Annotated in this window: 17 protein-coding genes and 3 pseudogenes; 7 read left to right on the forward strand and 13 right to left on the reverse strand. The window is 52.0% G+C overall.

The window, feature by feature from the left end; all coding sequences use genetic code 11:
• The 3 genes and pseudogenes from J4617_RS19835 to J4617_RS19845 form a co-directional block, all read right to left on the reverse strand.
• Window positions 1-77: pseudogene (locus J4617_RS19835) on the reverse strand (GtrA family protein); the annotation flags it as partial.
• A 424-nt stretch (window positions 78-501) separates the two neighbouring features.
• Window positions 502-711, reverse strand: coding sequence for a hypothetical protein (locus tag J4617_RS19840; protein ID WP_000981672.1), 210 nt, complete (start codon window positions 709-711; stop codon window positions 502-504).
• A gap of 235 nt (window positions 712-946) precedes the next feature.
• A pseudogene (locus J4617_RS19845) lies at window positions 947-1,321 on the reverse strand (ATP-binding protein); the annotation flags it as partial.
• 9 nt (window positions 1,322-1,330) lie between these two features.
• On the opposite strand from J4617_RS19845, the pseudogene J4617_RS19850 reads away from it, so the two are divergent.
• Window positions 1,331-1,564: pseudogene (locus tag J4617_RS19850) on the forward strand (efflux RND transporter permease subunit); the annotation flags it as partial.
• A 50-nt stretch (window positions 1,565-1,614) separates the two neighbouring features.
• Here the strand turns inward: J4617_RS19850 and rclR are convergent.
• Window positions 1,615-2,469 carry a reactive chlorine-specific transcriptional regulator RclR gene (rclR, locus tag J4617_RS19855; RefSeq protein ID WP_017466022.1) on the reverse strand — a complete coding sequence of 285 codons (855 nt, stop codon included), beginning with the start codon at window positions 2,467-2,469 and terminating at the stop codon, window positions 1,615-1,617.
• A gap of 215 nt (window positions 2,470-2,684) precedes the next feature.
• Between rclR and rclA the strand changes: the two genes are divergently transcribed.
• From rclA to rclC, 3 genes are all read left to right on the forward strand, one after another.
• Window positions 2,685-4,010, forward strand: a complete 1,326-nt coding sequence (gene rclA, locus J4617_RS19860; RefSeq protein WP_000195929.1) for a reactive chlorine resistance oxidoreductase RclA — start codon at window positions 2,685-2,687, stop codon at window positions 4,008-4,010.
• Window positions 4,011-4,166: 156 nt separating this feature from the next.
• The gene (gene rclB, locus J4617_RS19865) at window positions 4,167-4,403 is read left to right on the forward strand and encodes a reactive chlorine resistance periplasmic protein RclB (RefSeq protein ID WP_000922170.1); all 237 of its coding nucleotides are present in this window, start codon (window positions 4,167-4,169) and stop codon (window positions 4,401-4,403) included.
• 12 nt (window positions 4,404-4,415) lie between these two features.
• A complete protein-coding gene (gene rclC, locus J4617_RS19870) occupies window positions 4,416-4,976 on the forward strand; it encodes a reactive chlorine resistance membrane protein RclC (protein ID WP_000362177.1) in 561 nt (186 codons plus the stop codon).
• 86 nt (window positions 4,977-5,062) lie between these two features.
• Here rclC and J4617_RS19875 read toward each other — a convergent pair whose 3' ends face one another.
• Window positions 5,063-6,238, reverse strand: a complete 1,176-nt coding sequence (locus J4617_RS19875; RefSeq protein ID WP_023198621.1) for a DnaJ family molecular chaperone — start codon at window positions 6,236-6,238, stop codon at window positions 5,063-5,065.
• Between the two features lie 325 nt (window positions 6,239-6,563).
• Between J4617_RS19875 and pheP the strand changes: the two genes are divergently transcribed.
• On the forward strand, window positions 6,564-7,958 hold the full coding sequence (gene pheP, locus J4617_RS19880; RefSeq protein ID WP_000786289.1) for a phenylalanine transporter: 1,395 nt from the start codon (window positions 6,564-6,566) through the stop codon (window positions 7,956-7,958).
• A 41-nt stretch (window positions 7,959-7,999) separates the two neighbouring features.
• Here the strand turns inward: pheP and J4617_RS19885 are convergent, their stop codons facing one another.
• Entirely contained in the window at window positions 8,000-9,247 is a 1,248-nt protein-coding gene (locus J4617_RS19885) for a mechanosensitive ion channel family protein (protein ID WP_001156971.1), read from the reverse strand.
• A 310-nt stretch (window positions 9,248-9,557) separates the two neighbouring features.
• Between J4617_RS19885 and J4617_RS19890 the strand changes: the two genes are divergently transcribed.
• A complete protein-coding gene (locus J4617_RS19890; RefSeq protein WP_017466024.1) occupies window positions 9,558-11,528 on the forward strand; it encodes an autotransporter domain-containing esterase in 1,971 nt (656 codons plus the stop codon).
• A 266-nt stretch (window positions 11,529-11,794) separates the two neighbouring features.
• On the opposite strand, the gene nfsB is transcribed toward J4617_RS19890, so the two are convergent.
• The 3 genes from nfsB to J4617_RS19905 form a co-directional block, all read right to left on the reverse strand.
• Window positions 11,795-12,448 (reverse strand): oxygen-insensitive NAD(P)H nitroreductase, encoded by a 654-nt coding sequence (gene nfsB / locus J4617_RS19895; protein ID WP_000355879.1) that lies wholly within the window; start codon window positions 12,446-12,448, stop codon window positions 11,795-11,797.
• 96 nt (window positions 12,449-12,544) lie between these two features.
• Window positions 12,545-12,913: an MmcQ/YjbR family DNA-binding protein gene (locus J4617_RS19900; protein WP_000348999.1), complete on the reverse strand. Its 369-nt coding sequence runs from the start codon at window positions 12,911-12,913 to the stop codon at window positions 12,545-12,547.
• Window positions 12,913-13,494, reverse strand: a complete 582-nt coding sequence (locus J4617_RS19905; protein ID WP_000113609.1) for a TetR/AcrR family transcriptional regulator — start codon at window positions 13,492-13,494, stop codon at window positions 12,913-12,915. Before J4617_RS19905 ends, J4617_RS19900 begins: the two co-directional genes overlap by 1 nt.
• A 288-nt stretch (window positions 13,495-13,782) precedes the next feature.
• Between J4617_RS19905 and J4617_RS19910 the strand changes: the two genes are divergently transcribed.
• Complete coding sequence (locus J4617_RS19910; protein ID WP_000155631.1) at window positions 13,783-14,124, forward strand: RamA family antibiotic efflux transcriptional regulator; 342 nt, start codon at window positions 13,783-13,785, stop codon at window positions 14,122-14,124.
• A gap of 5 nt (window positions 14,125-14,129) precedes the next feature.
• Here the strand turns inward: J4617_RS19910 and J4617_RS19915 are convergent, their stop codons facing one another.
• The 4 genes from J4617_RS19915 to J4617_RS19930 form a co-directional block, all read right to left on the reverse strand.
• Complete coding sequence (locus tag J4617_RS19915) at window positions 14,130-14,378, reverse strand: DUF1158 family protein (RefSeq protein ID WP_000682497.1); 249 nt, start codon at window positions 14,376-14,378, stop codon at window positions 14,130-14,132.
• A 66-nt stretch (window positions 14,379-14,444) separates the two neighbouring features.
• Window positions 14,445-15,563, reverse strand: a complete 1,119-nt coding sequence (locus tag J4617_RS19920; protein WP_001196908.1) for a YbdK family carboxylate-amine ligase — start codon at window positions 15,561-15,563, stop codon at window positions 14,445-14,447.
• Window positions 15,564-15,574: 11 nt separating this feature from the next.
• Window positions 15,575-16,279 carry an enterobactin synthase subunit EntD gene (gene entD, locus J4617_RS19925; RefSeq protein ID WP_017466025.1) on the reverse strand — a complete coding sequence of 235 codons (705 nt, stop codon included), beginning with the start codon at window positions 16,277-16,279 and terminating at the stop codon, window positions 15,575-15,577.
• Between the two features lie 45 nt (window positions 16,280-16,324).
• Entirely contained in the window at window positions 16,325-18,580 is a 2,256-nt protein-coding gene (locus tag J4617_RS19930) for a TonB-dependent siderophore receptor (protein ID WP_017466026.1), read from the reverse strand.
• Window positions 18,581-18,754 lie beyond the last annotated feature (174 nt).

Here is an 18,754-nt window from a genome sequence, read left to right on the forward strand (position 1 = left end):
CAAAAAGCAAATACGCCCCAATGAATAAGCGTGTTAAGAACACCGATCGATGTGTACTTAGCGAATAACTTCAACATTATGAAAATCAGCGGATTCGGAAAGGTCTGGAGTGTAGCACTACAAATTGCTTTGATCGATATAAACGATCAATAATGTGATATTTGATAGTTTAAACTTATTGTTATATTATTAATTGATCGTTGTTACCGATCAATAGGTATTGCTGATTGCTAAGTAGTTTGGGACAAAAACGGGACACACAAAGCTTTGCATTGGTTTGCAAGGCTTTGCATGTTTTTCGAGGATGGGGCGAGTGTGAGCGCCGTAGTAATGGGATAACTTGTTGTTAGCTCAGGTAGTTCCAGGAACATCTAAGCCGTGGGTCGCAGGTTCGAATCCTGCAGGGCGCGCCATTTAACCTCTCAAAATTATGTTAATCCGTAAGCTTCTGCGGGGGCGACGTTGCGCCATCCGCAGTACGTGACGCTAATATGCAAATAACTAATTGCGTTTAATCTGTTTATGGTGCTCCTCAGCCTGGATCTCGTGGGAGAAAGAATGGGCATTATTCATCGATTGATGGATGACCATTGCTTTTTCATAGTCGTCCATTTCAGAAAAGGATGTCGCATTTTCCACAGTAGCCGGGGCGCTGGTTTTCTGTGTCTGAGCCATTTGCTGATGCGCGAAGGCGTCACCGTTATTCATCATCTCATGCGCCGTGGCGGATAATTGGCGAGATTCCATTTTCTCTGCGGCTTTTACGCCAGCTGAAATAAAAAAACGACAGCTAAAAGGGATGTAAACTTATTCATCTTATTTCTCCGGTGTGGGTTAATAAGAGAAATAATAAAACAGTCGTTGGGGCTGGCGCGTGACAGGATAATGACGATTATATCAGATTATTTTGCTGGCTAGTGATAGCGCCTTTCACTATCGCTACAGTTCAACGGAGGTGTTTGGGTAATGTCAAAATAAAACGAGTAGCGCGCGTATCGGAGGTGACAGAAACTTTTCCCTGATGCGCAATGACGATGGATTTTACAATTGCCAGGCCTATACCGCTGCCTTCCCCTTTACGCTGGCGGGAGGGATCAACCCGATAAAAACGATCGAAAAGGCGCGGCAAATGTTCCGGCGCGATTGGCGTACCGGGGTTTTCAACAATAATATGTATCTGGTCGTCCGCTTCTTTTATCCGAAGAGTAATGGTTTTACCTGGCGGCGTATAGCGCATCGCATTAGAGAGTAAATTACTGATCGCTCTGCGCAGCATGATGGGATCGCCGGTGATTCAGCAGGCGCGGCCTTCAAAGCGCAAGCTCCCAACACCTTTTCGGCAGAAACACTCAATGAGGCGCTCTACCACGGGGCGGTGCTCCGGGTGCGGCCAAAAGCCATGACGGTAGCGGTGATTATCGCCGGTCTGCTACCTGTTTTATGGGGGACCGGCGCGGGTTCTGAGGTGATGAGCCGTATTACCGCGCCGTTGCTGTCGCTGTTCATCATTCCGGCAGTCTACAAGCTGATGTGGCTGCGCAGGCATCGTCGCCTTGCGGCATAACGTGTGCACCCCGCCTGCGGCGTCAAACTGCAGGCGGGTTCAGCGTACGTTTATCGTCCGAGCGCGCTGACCCGTTTGCGGTACTCGCCTGGTGTACAACCGAATTCACGGACAAAAGCTTTGTGAAAAGAAGATTCGCTCGCATAACCTACCGACTCGGCAATCACCATCACCGGCAGCACTTCACGCGACAGGGTCTGGGCGGCGATTTGCAGGCGCAGCGTTGTTAACACGGCTAAGGGCGTTGTAGCGGACACGTCGCGAAATAGCTGGGCGAAGCTCGCCCGCGACATGTGTACCCGTTGCGCCAGCGTTTCGACCGTCCAGGGATGCGCCGGTGTTTCCAGCATGTGAAGGATCACGCGGCCTAGCCGGGGATGCAGTAATAAATTGAGCACGCTTTTCGCCGTGCCAGCCTGCGATAGCCAGTCGCGAACGGCGAGGGTAAACAGCGTGGCGCACTGCTGACTGTATAAGACATCAGCGCCAGGTAAATGGCGTTCTGACTCCTGCTGTAACAGCAAAATGGCGGCGTTAATCCAGATACTGGCGGGGCTATGCGGCGGCGGGGCAAGACATAACACTTCCGGCAACGCGGTAAGGAAATAACGTGACGTCGTGTGCAGACGTAGACTACCGCACACGATATGTGTCGGTGCTTCGCCAGACTGGCGCAAACGGTGGGCGGAGTTTTGCGGCAGAATCACCACCTTTCCCGGCGTAAGCGTCATGGCGTCGCCGGTAGGCATTTCCAGTTGCGCTTCGCCCTGCGTAACGGTATGCCAGCGAATCACCGATAGCTCGCCAGCGGCGTGCGGTAACTGCCAGTCGCCGCCTAACGGGCAATTCTTGTCGATTGAGCCCTGAGGGGCGTTAAGCGTCAATAGCCGACTAAGCGCATCCATATAGACTCCAGAACAGATTCTTTTTCAAAAATAGGGATCACCATTTCTGTCTCTGATCACTATATTTCTGACTCAATGTCATTTCTACCCTTATTTTTGCTAACCGCTAATTTAGACGATAAGACAAAAATTGGCGCGTTACGGATAACCCTGTATTTTTTGACGTTATTTATACTTGTCCTGACAAACAGATGGTGATTTGGCGGAGAAAGAAGATGACACAGTATCAGGCGCTCATTATTGGTTTTGGCAAGGCAGGAAAAACGTTGGCGGCAACTCTGGCGAAGACGGGATGGCGCGTGGCGATTATCGAACAGTCCGCCAGTATGTTTGGCGGAACCTGCATCAACATTGGCTGTATTCCAACGAAAACGCTGGTGCATGATGCGGAACGTGAGGGCGATTTTTCTGTCGCCATGCAACGTAAAGCGGCGGTCGTAAATTTTTTACGCGACAAAAATTTTCATAATCTTGCCGACCTGGACAATGTCGATGTGATTGAGGGAAGGGCGGAGTTTATTGATAACCATACCTTACGGGTATTTCAGGCGGACGGCGAGCGGGTGTTACGGGGAGAAAAGATCTTTATTAATACTGGCGCAGAGTCGGTGATCCCGGCTATTACGGGCTTAACAACGACGGCAGGGGTGTTCGATAGCACCGGGCTACTCAGCCTGAGCCAGCGTCCGGCGCGGCTGGGGATTTTAGGCGGTGGTTATATTGGCCTTGAATTTGCCTCAATGTTCGCCAACTTTGGTACGAAGGTCACTATCTTTGAAGCAGCGCCGCAATTCCTGCCTCGTGAAGATCGGGATATCGCGCAGGCAATTACCCGTATTTTACAGGAAAAGGGCGTCGAGCTGATTTTAAACGCCAACGTACAGGCCGTATCCTCAAAGGAGGGCGCGGTACAAGTAGAAACGCCGGAAGGCGCGCATCTTGTGGATGCCCTGCTGGTGGCGTCGGGGCGAAAACCGGCGACGGCTGGCTTACAGTTGCAGAACGCCGGTGTGGCGGTGAACGAACGCGGCGGGATCATCGTGGATGATTACCTGCGTACCACGGCGGACAATATCTGGGCGATGGGCGATGTTACCGGTGGGTTGCAGTTTACCTATATTTCACTGGATGATTTTCGTATTGTACGCGACGGGTTATTGGGAGATGGCAAACGCAGTACCCGCGATCGCCAGAACGTTCCGTATTCCGTCTTTATGACGCCGCCGCTCTCTCGTGTCGGGCTGACGGAAGAACAAGCGCGGGCAAGCGGCGCAACGGTGCAGGTGGTGACATTACCGGTGGCGGCGATCCCTCGCGCCCGTGTTATGAACGATACTCGTGGCGTACTAAAAGCGGTAGTGGACGTGAATACGCAGCGTATTGTAGGGGTGTCATTGTTATGCGTCGATTCTCATGAAATGATTAATATCGTTAAAACCGTTATGGATGCAGATTTACCTTATACGGTGTTACGCGACCAGATATTTACCCATCCTACAATGAGTGAGTCTTTAAACGATCTCTTCTCTCTCATTAAGTAAAACATAAATAATGTAGCCCTGTTAATCAGGGCTTTTTTTTGCCTGTCAGACCATAAAAATACGCCAGGACAAATATGCTGGCGTCTGAAAGAAAAGGCTTTAGCCAGGCATAACGTATTATAACACCATTGAAATAACCCACGACTGGAAATCTCGATGTTAAAAGTTACCACGCTTATTGCTTCATTATTGGCTGCGCCGCTGGCGTTTTCCGCCTCCGCCCAGCCGCTAACTGACGTTGAATATATCAGCGTTTCTGCGGTGTCAGCAACGCCGTCAATGCTTGAAGACGCTATTGCCAGACTGGCGCAAAGTAAACAGGCGTCGTCATGGAAAATTACGTCAATGCGTATTGATAATACGGGTTACGCCACTGCGATATTATATAAATAAGGAGAGCCTGAGATGGATAAATATCTTCGTCTGTTAAGTCAGGGGGATCGGCTTGGATTAACATTAATTCGCCTGAGTATCGCCATCGTTTTTATCTGGATTGGACTACTAAAATTTGTGCCCTATGAGGCAGACAGTATTACCCCGTTTGTGGCGAACAGCCCGTTTATGTCTTTTTTCTATGAACATCCTGAAGAATATCGTCAGCATCTGACTCATGAGGGCGAACTAAAACCGGAGGAACGCGCCTGGCAAACCGCCAATAATACGTATGCGTTTTCGGATGGTCTGGGCGTGGTGGAATTGATTATCGCGGCGCTGGTACTGGCTAACCCTGTCAGCCGCTGGTTAGGGCTGGCGGGCGGCGTGCTGGCATTCCTGACGCCATTTGTCACGCTGTCGTTTTTAATCACCACGCCGGAGGCCTGGGTTATGCCGCTGGGCGATGCGCATTATGGTTTTCCGTATTTATCGGGCGCCGGGCGGCTGGTATTAAAAGATACGTTAATGCTGGCAGGTGCGGTGATGATCATGGCGGACTCCGCCCGTTCGTTACTTTTACAGCGCCAGTAGCGACCCTCTTACCCTCTTACCCTCTTTATGCCGCGATTCGTCGGGTGGCGCTTGCGCCATCCGACAATGTGTTGATGAATGATGGACTACCCTGACAGAAGTTCCTGTTCCACCTGTTGAACCTGTGCCTCCAGCGTATTGCGAATTTCGGTTAGCGCCCGTTCCTGCTCGGAGAAATAGGCTTCCTTATCCGCAACGGAAGAGGCGAGCCGCCAGGCGTTTTCCGTTTCCAGTTGCGTTATCTCTTTCAACAGCGCGTCGATTTGCGTGCGGAGCTGGCTTATTTTATGGCGCAGATGTTCCAGGTTATTGAGCCTGTCGCTTGCCATCATCGGTTCCAGACCGCTTTGCAGCTGCGTCAATAACGCGCGAATTGCCGCCAGATCGGCATTCTGCCGCGCCTGATTAAGCTGTACCATCATCTGGTGCGCTTTTTCTTTCAACTCATCGGCGACCACATCCGGGTGACACAGGCGGCTGGCCTGGCGCCACAAACGTTTTAATTCACTGCGTTCGTCAGCCGACAAACGTTGATCGCGGGCGTAGCGGAATTGCGCTTCTTGCTGCTGCTCCCGATACTGGTGATAGTCCTGTTCCGCATTTTCCTGCGCCTGGCGGAATGCGCTGTCGTCCTGATGGGAAAAATCCGCTTCCAGCTCGCGAATTTCCGCCAGCAACGCGGTGATTAACTCCGTCTGCTGCTGGATTCGCTGACGGATGCCCACCGCTTCGCGCGAGGCGGCATTCAATCCTGTCCACTGCTGTTTTAGCGTTGCCAGTTGATCCACGGCCTGGGAAATAAATTGCAGGCAGGATTGATAATCCTTTTCCCGGCGTTTTATTTCGGCTTCTTGCTTACGCTGCATACTCACCGCGAGCTGTTTACGCAACTCCAGAATACGGCTCATCAACGGCCCGAGACGCAGATGATAGAGGTCGTTGAAATCGTCGAGGATTTGTACCCGCGCATTTCGTTTGTCAATCAGATCGCGAAGTTGGGCTTCAAGTGCTTTCAGCTCCAGCTTACTGGCGGCAATAGAGGGATCTTGCCACGTCGAGAGCGCCCGTTGAGCCTGTAGCCAGGCGGCGATCTCTTGCATGGCGTCACTGAATCGACGAGCTTCAATTGCCTGGGCAATGGCGCTGATTACGGCATCCTGCGGCTCATTTTTCAGGTAGATGAGCTGCTGACGGATAATCTCTTCGTCCTCAAGTTCGATGGCGCTTTTGATGATCTCTAAACGTTTGATGATCTTATTCATGACGTTGATGCCTGGCGTGGCTCAAAAACGAATAACAGATACCAGGTCTGATTCACCTTTTTGAAAATACTGAAAAAATACTAAATGTATTCTGTAGGGTGTCGTACTTTTCGTCCAGAGTTATTCACATATTTTATACTCGGCGTCTGTCACCCGTAACGTTCTATATCGGCGCGCACTCTTTTCTTTTTACTCCCCGCGACATCTTTTTTTACACGATAACGTTAACGTCCGGAGTTGAGCCTTGACAAACGATTGCGCCTTGCGGCAGCGAGAGCGAAATGTTAAAAGGTGCCCCTCAATAAAAACGATACAGGGGTAGGACGTGAAAAACGCGTCAACTGCATCCGGCGCCAGCGTGTCGGATGCCGCGTCGAAGAATGAACCGACGCTTCAACGGGGGTTGCAAAACCGCCATATTCAGCTAATAGCCCTGGGCGGCGCCATTGGCACCGGACTGTTTCTGGGCATCGGCCCGGCGATTCAAATGGCGGGGCCGGCTGTTTTGTTGGGCTATGGCGTTGCCGGGATTATCGCTTTTCTCATTATGCGCCAGTTGGGTGAAATGGTCGTGGAAGAGCCGGTTTCCGGATCGTTTGCCCACTTCGCCTGGAAATATTGGGGGCCGTTTGCGGGCTTTTTGTCGGGTTGGAACTATTGGGTCATGTTTGTGCTGGTCGGGATGGCGGAGCTGACCGCGGCGGGCATCTATATGCAGTACTGGCTGCCTGACGTACCAACATGGGTATGGGCGGCGGCGTTTTTTATTATCATTAATGCCGTGAATCTGGTGAACGTTCGTCTGTATGGCGAAACGGAATTCTGGTTCGCGCTGATTAAAGTGCTGGCGATTATCGGCATGATAGGTTTTGGTCTGTGGCTGCTGTTCTCCGGCCACGGCGGCGAACATGCCAGCATTGATAACCTCTGGCGTTATAACGGTTTCTTCGCTACCGGTTGGCATGGTTTGCTTCTGTCGCTGGCGGTGATTATGTTTTCTTTTGGCGGACTGGAGCTGATCGGCATTACTGCGGCGGAAGCGCGCGATCCACAAAAAAGCATTCCGAAAGCGGTGAATCAGGTGGTATACCGTATTTTGCTGTTCTACATCGGTTCGCTGGTGGTGTTGCTGGCGCTCTATCCGTGGGTAGAGGTGAAATCCAATAGCAGCCCTTTTGTGATGATCTTCCATAACCTGGACAGTAATGTGGTGGCTTCGGCGCTGAATTTCGTTATCCTGGTCGCGTCGCTTTCGGTGTATAACAGCGGCGTTTATTCGAATAGCCGAATGCTGTTCGGCCTGTCCGTACAAGGCAACGCGCCGAAATTTTTAACCCGCGTCAGCCATCGCGGCGTGCCGGTGAACTCGCTGATGCTTTCCGGAGCGATTACCTCGCTGGTGGTGCTGATCAACTATCTGTTGCCGCAAAAAGCGTTTAGCCTGTTGATGGCGCTGGTTGTCGCGACGCTATTGCTAAACTGGATAATGATCTGTCTCGCGCATTTACGTTTTCGCGCGGCGATGCGTCGTAAAGGGCGCGAGACGCAATTTAAGGCGCTGTTCTATCCCGCCGGAAACTATTTGTGCATTGCGTTTCTGGCGCTGATTCTGGTGTTAATGTGTACGATGGACGATATGCGATTGTCGGCGATTTTGCTGCCGGTATGGATTGTATTCCTGTTTATCGCGTTTACCGTTTTGCGCCGTAAGGCTCATTAACTTTTTTGCCCGATCCCATGCTCATGCGATCGGGCAATCCATTAATGGCGCAATGTCCCTGACAGCGCGCGAATATCGCTGCCGGTCGGCGTCTGATGAATACGCAAGCCGAACTCTTCCACCACGGCAAAAATATGGTCGAAAATATCGGCCTGAATGCTCTCATATTCCAGCCACACGACGGTATTGGTAAAGGCGTAGATCTCTATCGGCAAACCATGATCGTCAGGCGCCAGTTGGCGTACCATCAGCGTCATATCTTTACGGATGCGCGGATGGTGGCGTAAATATTCGTTCAGATAGGCGCGAAATGTCCCGATATTGGTCATTCGGCGGTGATTTAAGGCTGATTCCGGCGCATCCAGCTGTTTATTCCATTCATCGATTTCCTGATGACGGCTGGTAAGGTACGGCTTTAACAGTTGCGCGGTTAACAGCCGCTGTTTTTCATCATCATCCAGAAAATGGATACTGGTCGCGTCAATATTAATGCTGCGTTTAATCCGGCGTCCGCCGGACGCAGACATGCCGCTCCAGTTTTTGAATGAGTCGGAAACCAGCGACCAGGTGGGAATGGTGGTGATGGTATTATCCCAGTTGCGTACTTTTACCGTGGTTAAGCCAATATCAATGACCGCGCCATCTGCGCCATATTTCGGCATCTCCAGCCAGTCGCCCAGTTTGAGCATATCGTTGGCGGAAAGCTGTATACCGGCAACCAGGCCAAGAATCGGGTCTTTAAAGACCAGCATTAATACCGCGGCCATCGCGCCAAGCCCGCTGATTAAAATTGCTGGTGACTGGCCAATCAGCAGTGAGATCATCAGAATGCCGACGATAATTGCGCCGATGAGCTTAATACCCTGAAATATTCCTTTTAGCGGTAACTGAGAGGCGGCGGGCCATTTTTGCGATAGATTGAAAATCACGTCCAGCAGAGAAAATAACGACAGCAGGGCGTAGGTCATAATCCATAACTGCGCGCAGGTCGTCAGGATATCCGCAGCCTCACTGCCTTTTTGTAGCCAGAGCGCGGCCTGAATATTGACAATGATGCCTTGCAGCGTAAAAGCCAGACGATGGAATAATTTATTCTGGGTAATAATTTGCAGCCACAGGCGGGAACTGGCGCTGGCACGTTTTTCGAAAGCGCGCAGTACTATCCAGTGCAAAATAATATGCACGACAACTGCTGTCAGAAAAATAATACCAAATATCACCACCAGCGACGTGGTGTGATTCATTTCAATTCCCGCTAAATCTTCTACCTGGGATATCAATTCCTGCATAATCTCTCCTTTATAAACAGCAGCCTATGATGACTGCTGAATGGCATTTATGCAAATCAGGACGCCTGCGCTTCAGGCATAATCAGCAACAGACGGGTAAAAGCGCCTCTGGGGTTATCCATACGCTATATTTTATCCAGCGCCCTATAAACGTCGTTATTTTACGCGGTTCCCTCTTTTTGAACAGGCGCCAGTCCGTCAACAATGAATGAAAACTTTTTAACCAGAATGTTTAAAACGATTGCAATATCTCTGTCGGATAATGATTAGCACCGTCGTACCTCTCAACAATAACATTAAGGAACATCGGATGACCCAAAAGCGTACCCTGCTAAAATACGGCATACTCTCGCTGGCGCTGGCCGCGCCATTATCTGCCTGTGCGTTTGACTCTCTTACGGTGATTGGCGATAGCCTTAGCGATACCGGAAATAACGGTCGCTGGACCTGGGATAGTGGTCAAAATAAGCTCTACGACGAACAGTTGGCCGAACGATATGGGCTGGCATTAAGCCCTTCCAGCAATGGCGGTTCTAATTATGCCGCCGGCGGCGCGACGGCGACCCCGGAATTAAACCCGCAGGATAATACCGCAGATCAGGTACGGCAGTGGCTTGCCAAAACAGGGGGAAAAGCCGACCACAACGGTTTGTATATTCACTGGGTCGGCGGAAACGATCTGGCGGCGGCCATCGCGCAACCAACCATGGCACAGCAAATAGCCGGTAATAGCGCCACTAGCGCGGCGGCGCAGGTAGGGCTGTTACTGGATGCCGGCGCCGGGCTGGTCGTGGTGCCAAACGTACCGGATATTAGTGCGACGCCAATGCTTCTGGAGGCGGTAATCACCGCTGGGCTGGGCGCAGCGGCGCCCCCGGCGCTAAAAGCGGCGTTAGATGCGCTGGCGGAGGGCGCTACGCCCGATTTCGCCAGTCGGCAACAGGCGATCCGCAAGGCGCTGCTGGCGGCGGCTGCAACGGTAAGCAGCAATCCATTTATTCAGCAACTGCTCGTTGAACAACTGCTGGCGGGCTATGAAGCGGCGGCAGGGCAGGCGTCAGCTCTGACCGATTATTATAATCAGATGGAAGAGAAGGGGCTGGAGCAACACGGCGGCAATATAGCCCGTGCCGATATCAACGGCCTCTTTAAGGAAATTCTTGCCAACCCGCAGGCGTTTGGTCTGACAAATACCGTAGGTATGGCCTGCCCGCCTGGCGTATCCGCTTCGGCGTGCTCCTCGGCAATGCCTGGATTTAATGCGTCGCAGGACTATCTGTTTGCCGATCATTTACATCCCGGTCCGCAGGTCCATACCATTATTGCGCAATATATTCAGTCGATCATTGCCGCGCCGGTACAGGCGACATACCTGAACCAAAGCGTTCAGTCGATGGCGCAAGGCAGTCGTACCACGCTTGACAGCCGTTATCAGCAGCTTCGCCAGGGGGAAAATCCTGTTGGTTCGCTGGGCATGTTCGGCGGATACAGCGGGGGATATCAACGTTATGATAATAATGAGGCCGACGGGAACGGTAATCATAATAATCTGACGGTTGGCGTCGATTATCAGCTTAACGAGCAGGTTCTGCTGGGAGGGCTGATAGCCGGTTCTCTGGATAAGCAACATCCTGACGATAATTATCGTTATGATGCCCGCGGTTTTCAGGCCGCCGTATTCAGCCATTTACGCGCCGGTCAGGCGTGGCTGGATGGCGATTTACACTACCTGTCCGCTAAATTCAGTAACATTCAGCGCAGTATCACGCTCGGTGCGCTAAGACGGGTGGAAGAGGGCGAAACCAACGGTCGGCTGTGGGGCGCGAGGTTAACCAGTGGTTATGATTTTGTCATGATGCCGTGGTTAACGACCGGACCGATGCTGCAATATGCATGGGATTACAGCCACGTTAATGGTTATAGCGAGAAGCTCAATACCAGTACATCAATGCGTTTTGGCGACCAAAACGCCCATTCGCAGGTGGGCAGCGCGGGTTGGCGTCTGGATCTTCGCCACAGCATCATTCACTCCTGGGCGCAGATTAATTATCGCCGTCAGTTTGGCGATGATACGTATGTGGCGAACGGCGGCCTTAAATCGACCGCGCTGACGTTTAGCCGCGACGGAAAAGCGCAGGATAAAAACTGGGTTGATATCGCGATTGGCGCAGATTTTCCGCTGTCGGCAACGGTGTCCGCTTTCGCCGGGCTGTCGCAAACGGCAGGGTTAAGCGATGGCAATCAAACCCGTTATAACGTTGGGTTTAGCGCCCGATTTTGATGACACGCCAGGGAGGGCCAACCCCGTGGTGACAATATCGCCATCGTAGGCGCAAACCGGTGTCACGCCGTTTTCTCCTTCATCCAGATAGGGGGTATCCAGATATGGCAAACGGCGTGCCAGTTTTAAATATTATTTATTTTCAATAGGTTGAAAGAGGAAGTTAACACTAGCGATGTAAAACCTGGCACTTCGCGCCATTGATCATTGAGGAACCTGGCAGAAAGGTGAAAAAAGCCGGACGGGCGTCCGGCTTAGGCAGGGGATTAGACTTCCGTCAGTGTGGTTTCAAGCGGCAGACGTGATTTCGGCAGCCCGGCATTGAAATCCTCGACGCTATGATGGCCGACCGGCACCACGACCAGACTGGTATAGCCTTTTTCTTTCAGACCAAATTCAGCGTCGAGCACCTCGGCGTCGAAACCTTCAATGGGGACGGCGTCGAGACCCATCGCGGCAACGCCCAGCAGAAAGTTGCCGACGTTCAGATAGACCTGTTTCGCCATCCACTGGTGGTCATCTTTCAGCGAGACGCGGTGCATATCGGCGAAAAAGCGGCGACCTTTATCATTTGCCGCTTTAGCTTCCGGCGTAGCGAAACGGCCATCAGCATCTTCCTGATCGACGACGCGCTCAAGCCATGCGTCATCCATTGCGGTTTTGGCGCAGAAGACCACCACATGGGAGGCGTCCAGCATTTTGCGTTCGTTGAACGTGTAGTTTCCGGCAGCGGATTTTGCTACGCGCGCTTTGCCTTCTTCCGTACTGGCGACAATAAAGTGCCACGGCTGGGAATTGGTGCTGGAGGGGCTGTACTGTAGTAGTGTTTTTATTTTATCCGCTTCTTCGGCGGTCAGTTTTTTGCTGGGATCGAACGCCTTAGTGGAGTAGCGCTGTAAGGCGACAGAAACGATATCCATAAATGCTCCTGGTTGGTTTAGTACCCTTTTGTATCAGCAGGGTACCGGGTTATCGGTAAAAAGATAAGGGAGGAAAATGCGGAAACGGTTATTGCATCAGCGCGGCCGCAGGCGCAGTTGCTCTCTTTTAGGCAGCCCGTCTACGACCAGATTCCATGAGTCATTTATCAAATCGTTGAGTAGCGAGACGGTGATATCCTCGCCCGCATAGACTGAAATCCAGTGTTTCTTATTCATGTGATAGCCTGGCGCAATGCTGGGGTAAATTTGTTGATTTACCAGGGATTTTTGGGGATCCGACTTCAGGTTCACCACTGGGCGACAGTGATGTTCAGTGAACAGCATGAATATTTTGCCGCCGACTTTAAACACATCGTACTGTGGGCCGAAAGGCCAGCAGTGTTCGGTAAAAGGCAGTTCCAGCGCAAAGCGTTTTGCCCAGGCGTGCAGTGTTTGACCGTCCATTATTGCTCCTCGCGAGTCAGCGCGCGCCACATCGCTTCGAATCCCAGCGCAATATATTCGCCAGCGCGAGCGGGATCGCGCGCGGCGAAATCCATTGTTGTTTCAGCCAGCGCCAGAAAAAGGCCGTCGCCGAAGGCGCGGTACTCATCCGACATAAACACCATCAAAACGGAACGATGACATAAATCGCGCAATTCGGGGAACATATCGTCGGCCCGTTGTTCCGTCTCTTTGGTGAGCTTTTCGCTGACGGCCAGTTGACGGATCGCCCGATGGCGCGCGGGATGGTTCAGACCCCAACTGATGTAACTGTTCCAGATAAAACGAGTCATCATTTTGGCATCGGTAATGGATCGATCCAGCTCCATTATCATTGACTGGCAGAGATCCTGCTTTAAATGCAAATACAACGTGTTAATCAGCTCATCTTTGGTCGCGAAATAGCGAAACAATGTTCCTTCTGCAACACCTGCGTTACGCGCAATCACCGCCGTTGAGGCGGCGATACCGGATTGCGCTATCGCCTGGGTTGCCGCTTCCAGTAATGCTTGTTTTTTGTCTTCACTCTTCGGACGAGCCACTACACGTTACCCTTATGTCTGGAAAAACATGATTGAATCATGCCCGTTGTCGCGTCGCAACGGTGAATGTCAACCTTTGAAAAGTACCTTGACGGCGTATCTTTGCTTTCTATAATGAGTGCTTACTCACTCATAATCAAGGGCTGCCGCATGAAGTGGTAGAAAAGCATATTGCAGGCTATGCGATAAGCCGTCTCACAATTTATGTGGTTATTACTATGCTTATTGCTGTTGCCGTAAATGTGCGGTGCGGGAGCCGCTGACGAGTTTGATAGAGGGGAGAGCACGATGACCATTTCCGCTCAGGTTATCGACACGATTGTCGAGTGGATTGATGATAATTTGAATCAGCCGTTACGTATTGATGATATTGCCCGTCATGCGGGGTATTCCAAGTGGCACCTGCAGCGCCTTTTTATGCAGTACAAAGGGGAGAGTCTGGGGCGCTACGTGCGTGAACGGAAGCTAAAACTGGCGGCGCGCGACCTGCTCGACACCGACCAGAAGGTGTATGATATTTGTCTCAAGTATGGTTTTGATTCGCAGCAAACCTTTACGCGCATTTTTACCCGCACGTTCAACCTGCCGCCAGGCGCTTATCGTAAAGAAAAGCATGGCCGTACGCATTGAAATGTTTAATCGGCCAGCGAAAACCAGCGCCGCCAGATAAAGCGAATGACATAATATTCCAGCGCGCCGAGCAACAGAAACCATAAACAAAACAACAAAGTATAAAGCTGGTTGAGATCCATAAGATGAAAGATCCCGACCAGTTTTTGCGCCAGCGCAAGGCCGAGCGAAGGGGCGGGCAGCAGCAGGCTGGAGAGCAACGCCATCAGCAAAATACCGGCAGCGGTCATCAATGATTCAAGCGGGTGTTTCATGGCTTTGTTAAACGTAAGTTAAAACGCCATTGTCCGGGATATCGCCTGGTAAGGCAAATATGCTGTCTATTGTCCCGCCCAGATTTCACAATGTTTTTGTACCAGACCTATCAGCGATCCGCCGTCGGCAATAAACTCCCGCATATATTGCGCTTCGTTACCGCCTTTTTTCACCTGCAGACGTAGCGCGTCAATGGCGCTGTCGGCGCCCAGCTTGCGCGCAGAGGGGGTAACGTTGTCCAGCAGACGCAGCGTATCATCTGCCAGGCGACGGCGGTCGCCGGTATAGGCATCGGTTAGCACGCCCTCCAGACCATAGCGGCAAGCCTGAAAACGGTTGAATTTATATAACAGATAGTCTTGTTCCTGCGGTTTAAAGGGACGCTCGGTCAGCAGCCAGTGCGCGGTCGCCTGAATCAACCCTGCCATATTGATGGCATGATCAAGGGTGAGCGGCGTATCCATCACCCGAACTTCTACCGTGCCAAAGGCCGGGCTGGGGCGGATATCCCAGTGCAAATCTTTGATGCTGTCGATCATCGTGGTGTAAGACAGACGGCGAAATAGTCCGGCAAACTCTTGCCAGTTACTGACCCACGGCATGGGACCGTTATCGGGAAAAGCGGAAAAAATATTCAGGCGCGCGCAGGCAAAACGGGTGTCAGATCCTTGCATATAGGGAGACGCGGCGGAGAGCGCAATAAAGTGCGGCACAAAATGCGACAGCCCGTGTAAAAGATAAATCGCATCGTCGCCGTTCGCGCAGCCGACGTGGACATGCTGACCGAAAACCGTCGCCTGTTGAATTAAGTAGCCGAAATTTTCCAGCGTGCGTTGATAGCGCTCATTATCACAGACCTCCTGACGCTGCCATTTTTGAAAAGGGTGCGTACCGCCGCCGCAAATGCCGAGATGGTGTTCCGACGCCGCCTGTAAAATAACGTGCTGCATAGCAGAAAGTTGGGCCGCCGCCTGGTCAATATCGCGGCAGACGCCCGTGGCCATCTCCAGCATACTTTCGGTGATATCGTGCTTAATTTCTCCCGCAGTAAGTTGGGGCTTAACGGCGTCGATCAGCGTAGAAGAGTCCTGACTTAAATCGTAGCCAGGTGGATTGATCACCTGCATCTCCAGCTCAATACCAAGCGTATAAGGTTCAGAAACGTGAAAATCATTCAGCGCCATAGGGATCTCATTTATCGGGGTATTGCGCTAAGTATAGAAGCGGGAGCGCTCCTGTCGTGGGGAAAGCGCGTTATTGCAGAAACAAGAGTAATAACGCTATTGCTACGTTGAAACCATTCTGTACGGACGGTACGTTCAGCCATCATGGCGGCAAAGGCTGGCAGCAGATGTAACGAGATGTGCGTGGCGGTAAGCGAGGTAACTTTTGCGCTATCGAATCCCGGGAGCGTGACGCGGTCTGAAAAGGCTTTATAAACGCTCTCTTTGGCGGAGAAAGCCAGCGTCAGGGCAAGCGGAAAAGGGAGCGAGCTCGCCTGGAGAATTTGGCGCTCATCGCTATCAATAATGGACGGCGCCAGCTCTGTCGCCGTGTGCTGACTCATGATTTTTTCTATATCAATGCCGATACGCTGTCGGGATATGACGGCCAGCGCCGTTGTCGCACAGTGGCTGATGCTGCCAAATAGGCCGTCCGGCCATAGCGGCTGTCGCTTGTCGCCAATACCGGGCACTGTCCTGACGCCCACCTCGCGTAGCGCATGAACGGCGGCGATGCGGCCTGCCAGATGTTCAGCTTTACGCTTGCGTCCGGCAGACCGGAGCCGATTGTGATGAGGAAGCCATAGCAGGTCGTGTTCGTGAAAGCTGCTCGCATCAAAGTCGACGATATGCAGCCTGTGTCCGGCAAAGGGAAGGGGAAAATGAGATGTCAGCATCGTTTTTGCCAATTCCCTCCCCGAATGAGGGAGGGAAGGTTGCCATCAGAAATGGGTATTAATGCTCATATACCACGTACGCCCCGGTTCGTTATAGGTGTACGCGCCAGCGCCCGCCATATAAGCGCCAGTTTGCGTATCCCTGACGGTTTGCGCGTTACCTTCACGCCACAGACGTTTGTCAAAGAGGTTATCCACGCCACCGGTCAGGCTGACATTTTTGGTCACGTCCCAGGTCGCGCTCAGGCCAACAATACTGTATGGGCTGACCGCTTGCTTATCTGTTCCGGTAACGGGGTTACCCTGATAATCATATTTCTTTGGCTCTTGTTTGCCGTACCAGGTGAAGGTCGATTGCAGAGAAACGTCCTGACGTACCTGCCAGCTCAGGGTTGAGTTAAGCGTGTACTGTGGAATAATCGACAGGCGTTCGCCGGTCTCTTTGTTTTTGCTCTGCAGCATATACGTAACGTTATTCGTCCAGTTGACGGTGTCGCTAACCGGTACGTTTAACGTGCCTTCCAGACCTTCAACGACCGCTTTCGGCACGTTCTCCCACTGATAAACATCCGTTTTGCCGTTGTTGATACGCTGCAACGGCACCGTACCCGCTTCAATCTTATTGCGGTAATCATTGCGGAACCAGGTGATGCCGGCCAGCCAGCCATCGCGTTTAAATTCCAGACCGATCTCTTTATTGATGCTGGTTTCGGCTTTCAGATCATCGTTACCCATCATATAGCAGCCGATGCCGGTACCCGCGCCAGTCGCGTAGCAACCCTGACCTTTGCTATACAAAATATAGTTTGGGTTAGTCTGGTACAGACTCGGGGCTTTATAAGCGCGGGCGATCCCCATTTTCAGGGTAAAGTCATCCCCCAGACCTTGTGACAGGTTCAGCGACGGGCTCCAGTTATCCCCCACAATACTGTGATGATCGAAACGTAGCCCCGGCGTCAGCATGGTGCTATCGGTCAGTTCCATGTTGTTTTCAGCAAACAGAGAGAAAATTTCCGCTTTTGAATAGGGGCTACGATTGGTACTGCTGTAACCCGGGATATTTCCCCCCATAAAGGTTTGCGAGTTGGAGAGCTCGTCTTTCATACGCTGTTGGGCCCATTCGGTACCCAGCGTCAGGTTTTGATTTACCAGCAGATCGAAAGGAAGGCTCACTTCGCTGTGTAGGGTGACGTCATTCAAATCGGCATCGGCATATTTTTGCGATGCTTTGGGATCGAAAATTCCTTCGGTGCCGCCTGCCAGGCCTTCCGGCATCCGGGAGTTACGGGTATGTTCGTATTGCACCCAGTTACTGGTGGTTACGCCATTATTCCAGCCGCCGTTCCAGGTCAGAGAGTAGTTCTGCCGATAGAGGCGGTTCGTCTCTTTTCCGTAATTATCTTTCACTAGTTGGTTCGTATTGGTGTTCTGAGTATCACCGGCATAGAGGTTGCCCTGGCGACTGTAACCGGCCTCCAGCTCCAGAGACTGAAGCGGAGCAAAATCCCAACGAACCACGCCGTTGATATCTTTGTTAATGACCCCCTCGCGTCCGGCTGGTAACGTGTCGGCGTAACTCCCGGTACGTTCAGACTGATGCCCCTGATTAATATTACGCGCATCCGCCTGCGTTTTGTCGAGGTTGCCATACAGACGGAAGCTGAAATCCCCGCCCAGCGGGCCGTTCAGGCTAAAGTTAGTGCGTTTGGTTGCGCCTTCGTCTTTATGTTCCGGCGCGTTGAAATAGGTATTCCAGGAGCCGTGCCACTCGCTACCGCCTTTTTTGGTAATGATATTGACCACGCCACCCGCCGCGCCGTTACCGTAGCGTGCAGCGGCAGGGCCACGCAGCACTTCAATGCGTTCGATCATCTCCGGCGGCACCCACGCGGTATCGCCGCGGGTATCGCGTTCGCCGCGCCAGCCCAGGCGCACCGAGTTACGGCTGGTGACGGGTTTACCGTCTATCAGGATAAGGGTGTTTTCCGGTCCCATGCCGCGAATATCGATTTGGCGGTTATTCCCGCGCTGACCGCTGGTGGAGTTGCCGGTCAGGTTCACGCCCGGCATGGTGCGGATGATTTCTGACACGTCGCGCGCGGGCGGATTTTTGCGGATCTCATCGGCGGTGATAGTGGATACGCCAGGCGCCTGTAGGTTTTGCTGGGCAGCGGTCACCACGATGGTGTCTTCATTGGTGAGCGCAGCGCTATCGGTTTTTTCTTCCGCCATTACGGGCAGAGCGGCCCCGTAAATCCCTAAATTGACCAGTAAGGTCAGGGAATGAATCTTCTTGTTCATTGTATATCCTGCTTTTCTTTAGCCACATAAGCCAAAGCGCCCGTCAAAGGCATTGGCCGGGTGGTGAAATTGTGTTCGCGCGTCCCATAGCGCGACAATACGCTATTGCAAATGCAAATAGTTATCAATAATATTATCAATATATTTCACCTTTTATATACAAAATTCATAATA

Source organism: Salmonella sp. 32010601201800023SM (assembly GCF_017572235.1).
GTDB classification, from domain to species: Bacteria; Pseudomonadota; Gammaproteobacteria; order Enterobacterales; family Enterobacteriaceae; genus Salmonella; species Salmonella enterica.

Excerpts from the sequence above, each read along its gene's own strand:
- J4617_RS19840 (WP_000981672.1), bottom strand. The coding sequence starts at position 711 with ATGATGAATAACGGTGACGCCTTCGCGCATCAGCAAATGGCTCAGACA.
- rclR (WP_017466022.1), bottom strand. The coding sequence starts at position 2,469 with ATGGATGCGCTTAGTCGGCTATTGACGCTTAACGCCCCTCAGGGCTCA.
- rclA (WP_000195929.1), top strand. The coding sequence starts at position 2,685 with ATGACACAGTATCAGGCGCTCATTATTGGTTTTGGCAAGGCAGGAAAA.
- rclB (WP_000922170.1), top strand. The coding sequence starts at position 4,167 with ATGTTAAAAGTTACCACGCTTATTGCTTCATTATTGGCTGCGCCGCTG.
- rclC (WP_000362177.1), top strand. The coding sequence starts at position 4,416 with ATGGATAAATATCTTCGTCTGTTAAGTCAGGGGGATCGGCTTGGATTA.
- J4617_RS19875 (WP_023198621.1), bottom strand. The coding sequence starts at position 6,238 with ATGAATAAGATCATCAAACGTTTAGAGATCATCAAAAGCGCCATCGAA.
- J4617_RS19885 (WP_001156971.1), bottom strand. The coding sequence starts at position 9,247 with ATGCAGGAATTGATATCCCAGGTAGAAGATTTAGCGGGAATTGAAATG.
- J4617_RS19890 (WP_017466024.1), top strand. The coding sequence starts at position 9,558 with ATGACCCAAAAGCGTACCCTGCTAAAATACGGCATACTCTCGCTGGCG.
- nfsB (WP_000355879.1), bottom strand. The coding sequence starts at position 12,448 with ATGGATATCGTTTCTGTCGCCTTACAGCGCTACTCCACTAAGGCGTTC.
- J4617_RS19900 (WP_000348999.1), bottom strand. The coding sequence starts at position 12,913 with ATGGACGGTCAAACACTGCACGCCTGGGCAAAACGCTTTGCGCTGGAA.
- J4617_RS19910 (WP_000155631.1), top strand. The coding sequence starts at position 13,783 with ATGACCATTTCCGCTCAGGTTATCGACACGATTGTCGAGTGGATTGAT.
- J4617_RS19915 (WP_000682497.1), bottom strand. The coding sequence starts at position 14,378 with ATGAAACACCCGCTTGAATCATTGATGACCGCTGCCGGTATTTTGCTG.
- J4617_RS19920 (WP_001196908.1), bottom strand. The coding sequence starts at position 15,563 with ATGGCGCTGAATGATTTTCACGTTTCTGAACCTTATACGCTTGGTATT.
- entD (WP_017466025.1), bottom strand. The coding sequence starts at position 16,279 with ATGCTGACATCTCATTTTCCCCTTCCCTTTGCCGGACACAGGCTGCAT.
- J4617_RS19930 (WP_017466026.1), bottom strand. The coding sequence starts at position 18,580 with ATGAACAAGAAGATTCATTCCCTGACCTTACTGGTCAATTTAGGGATT.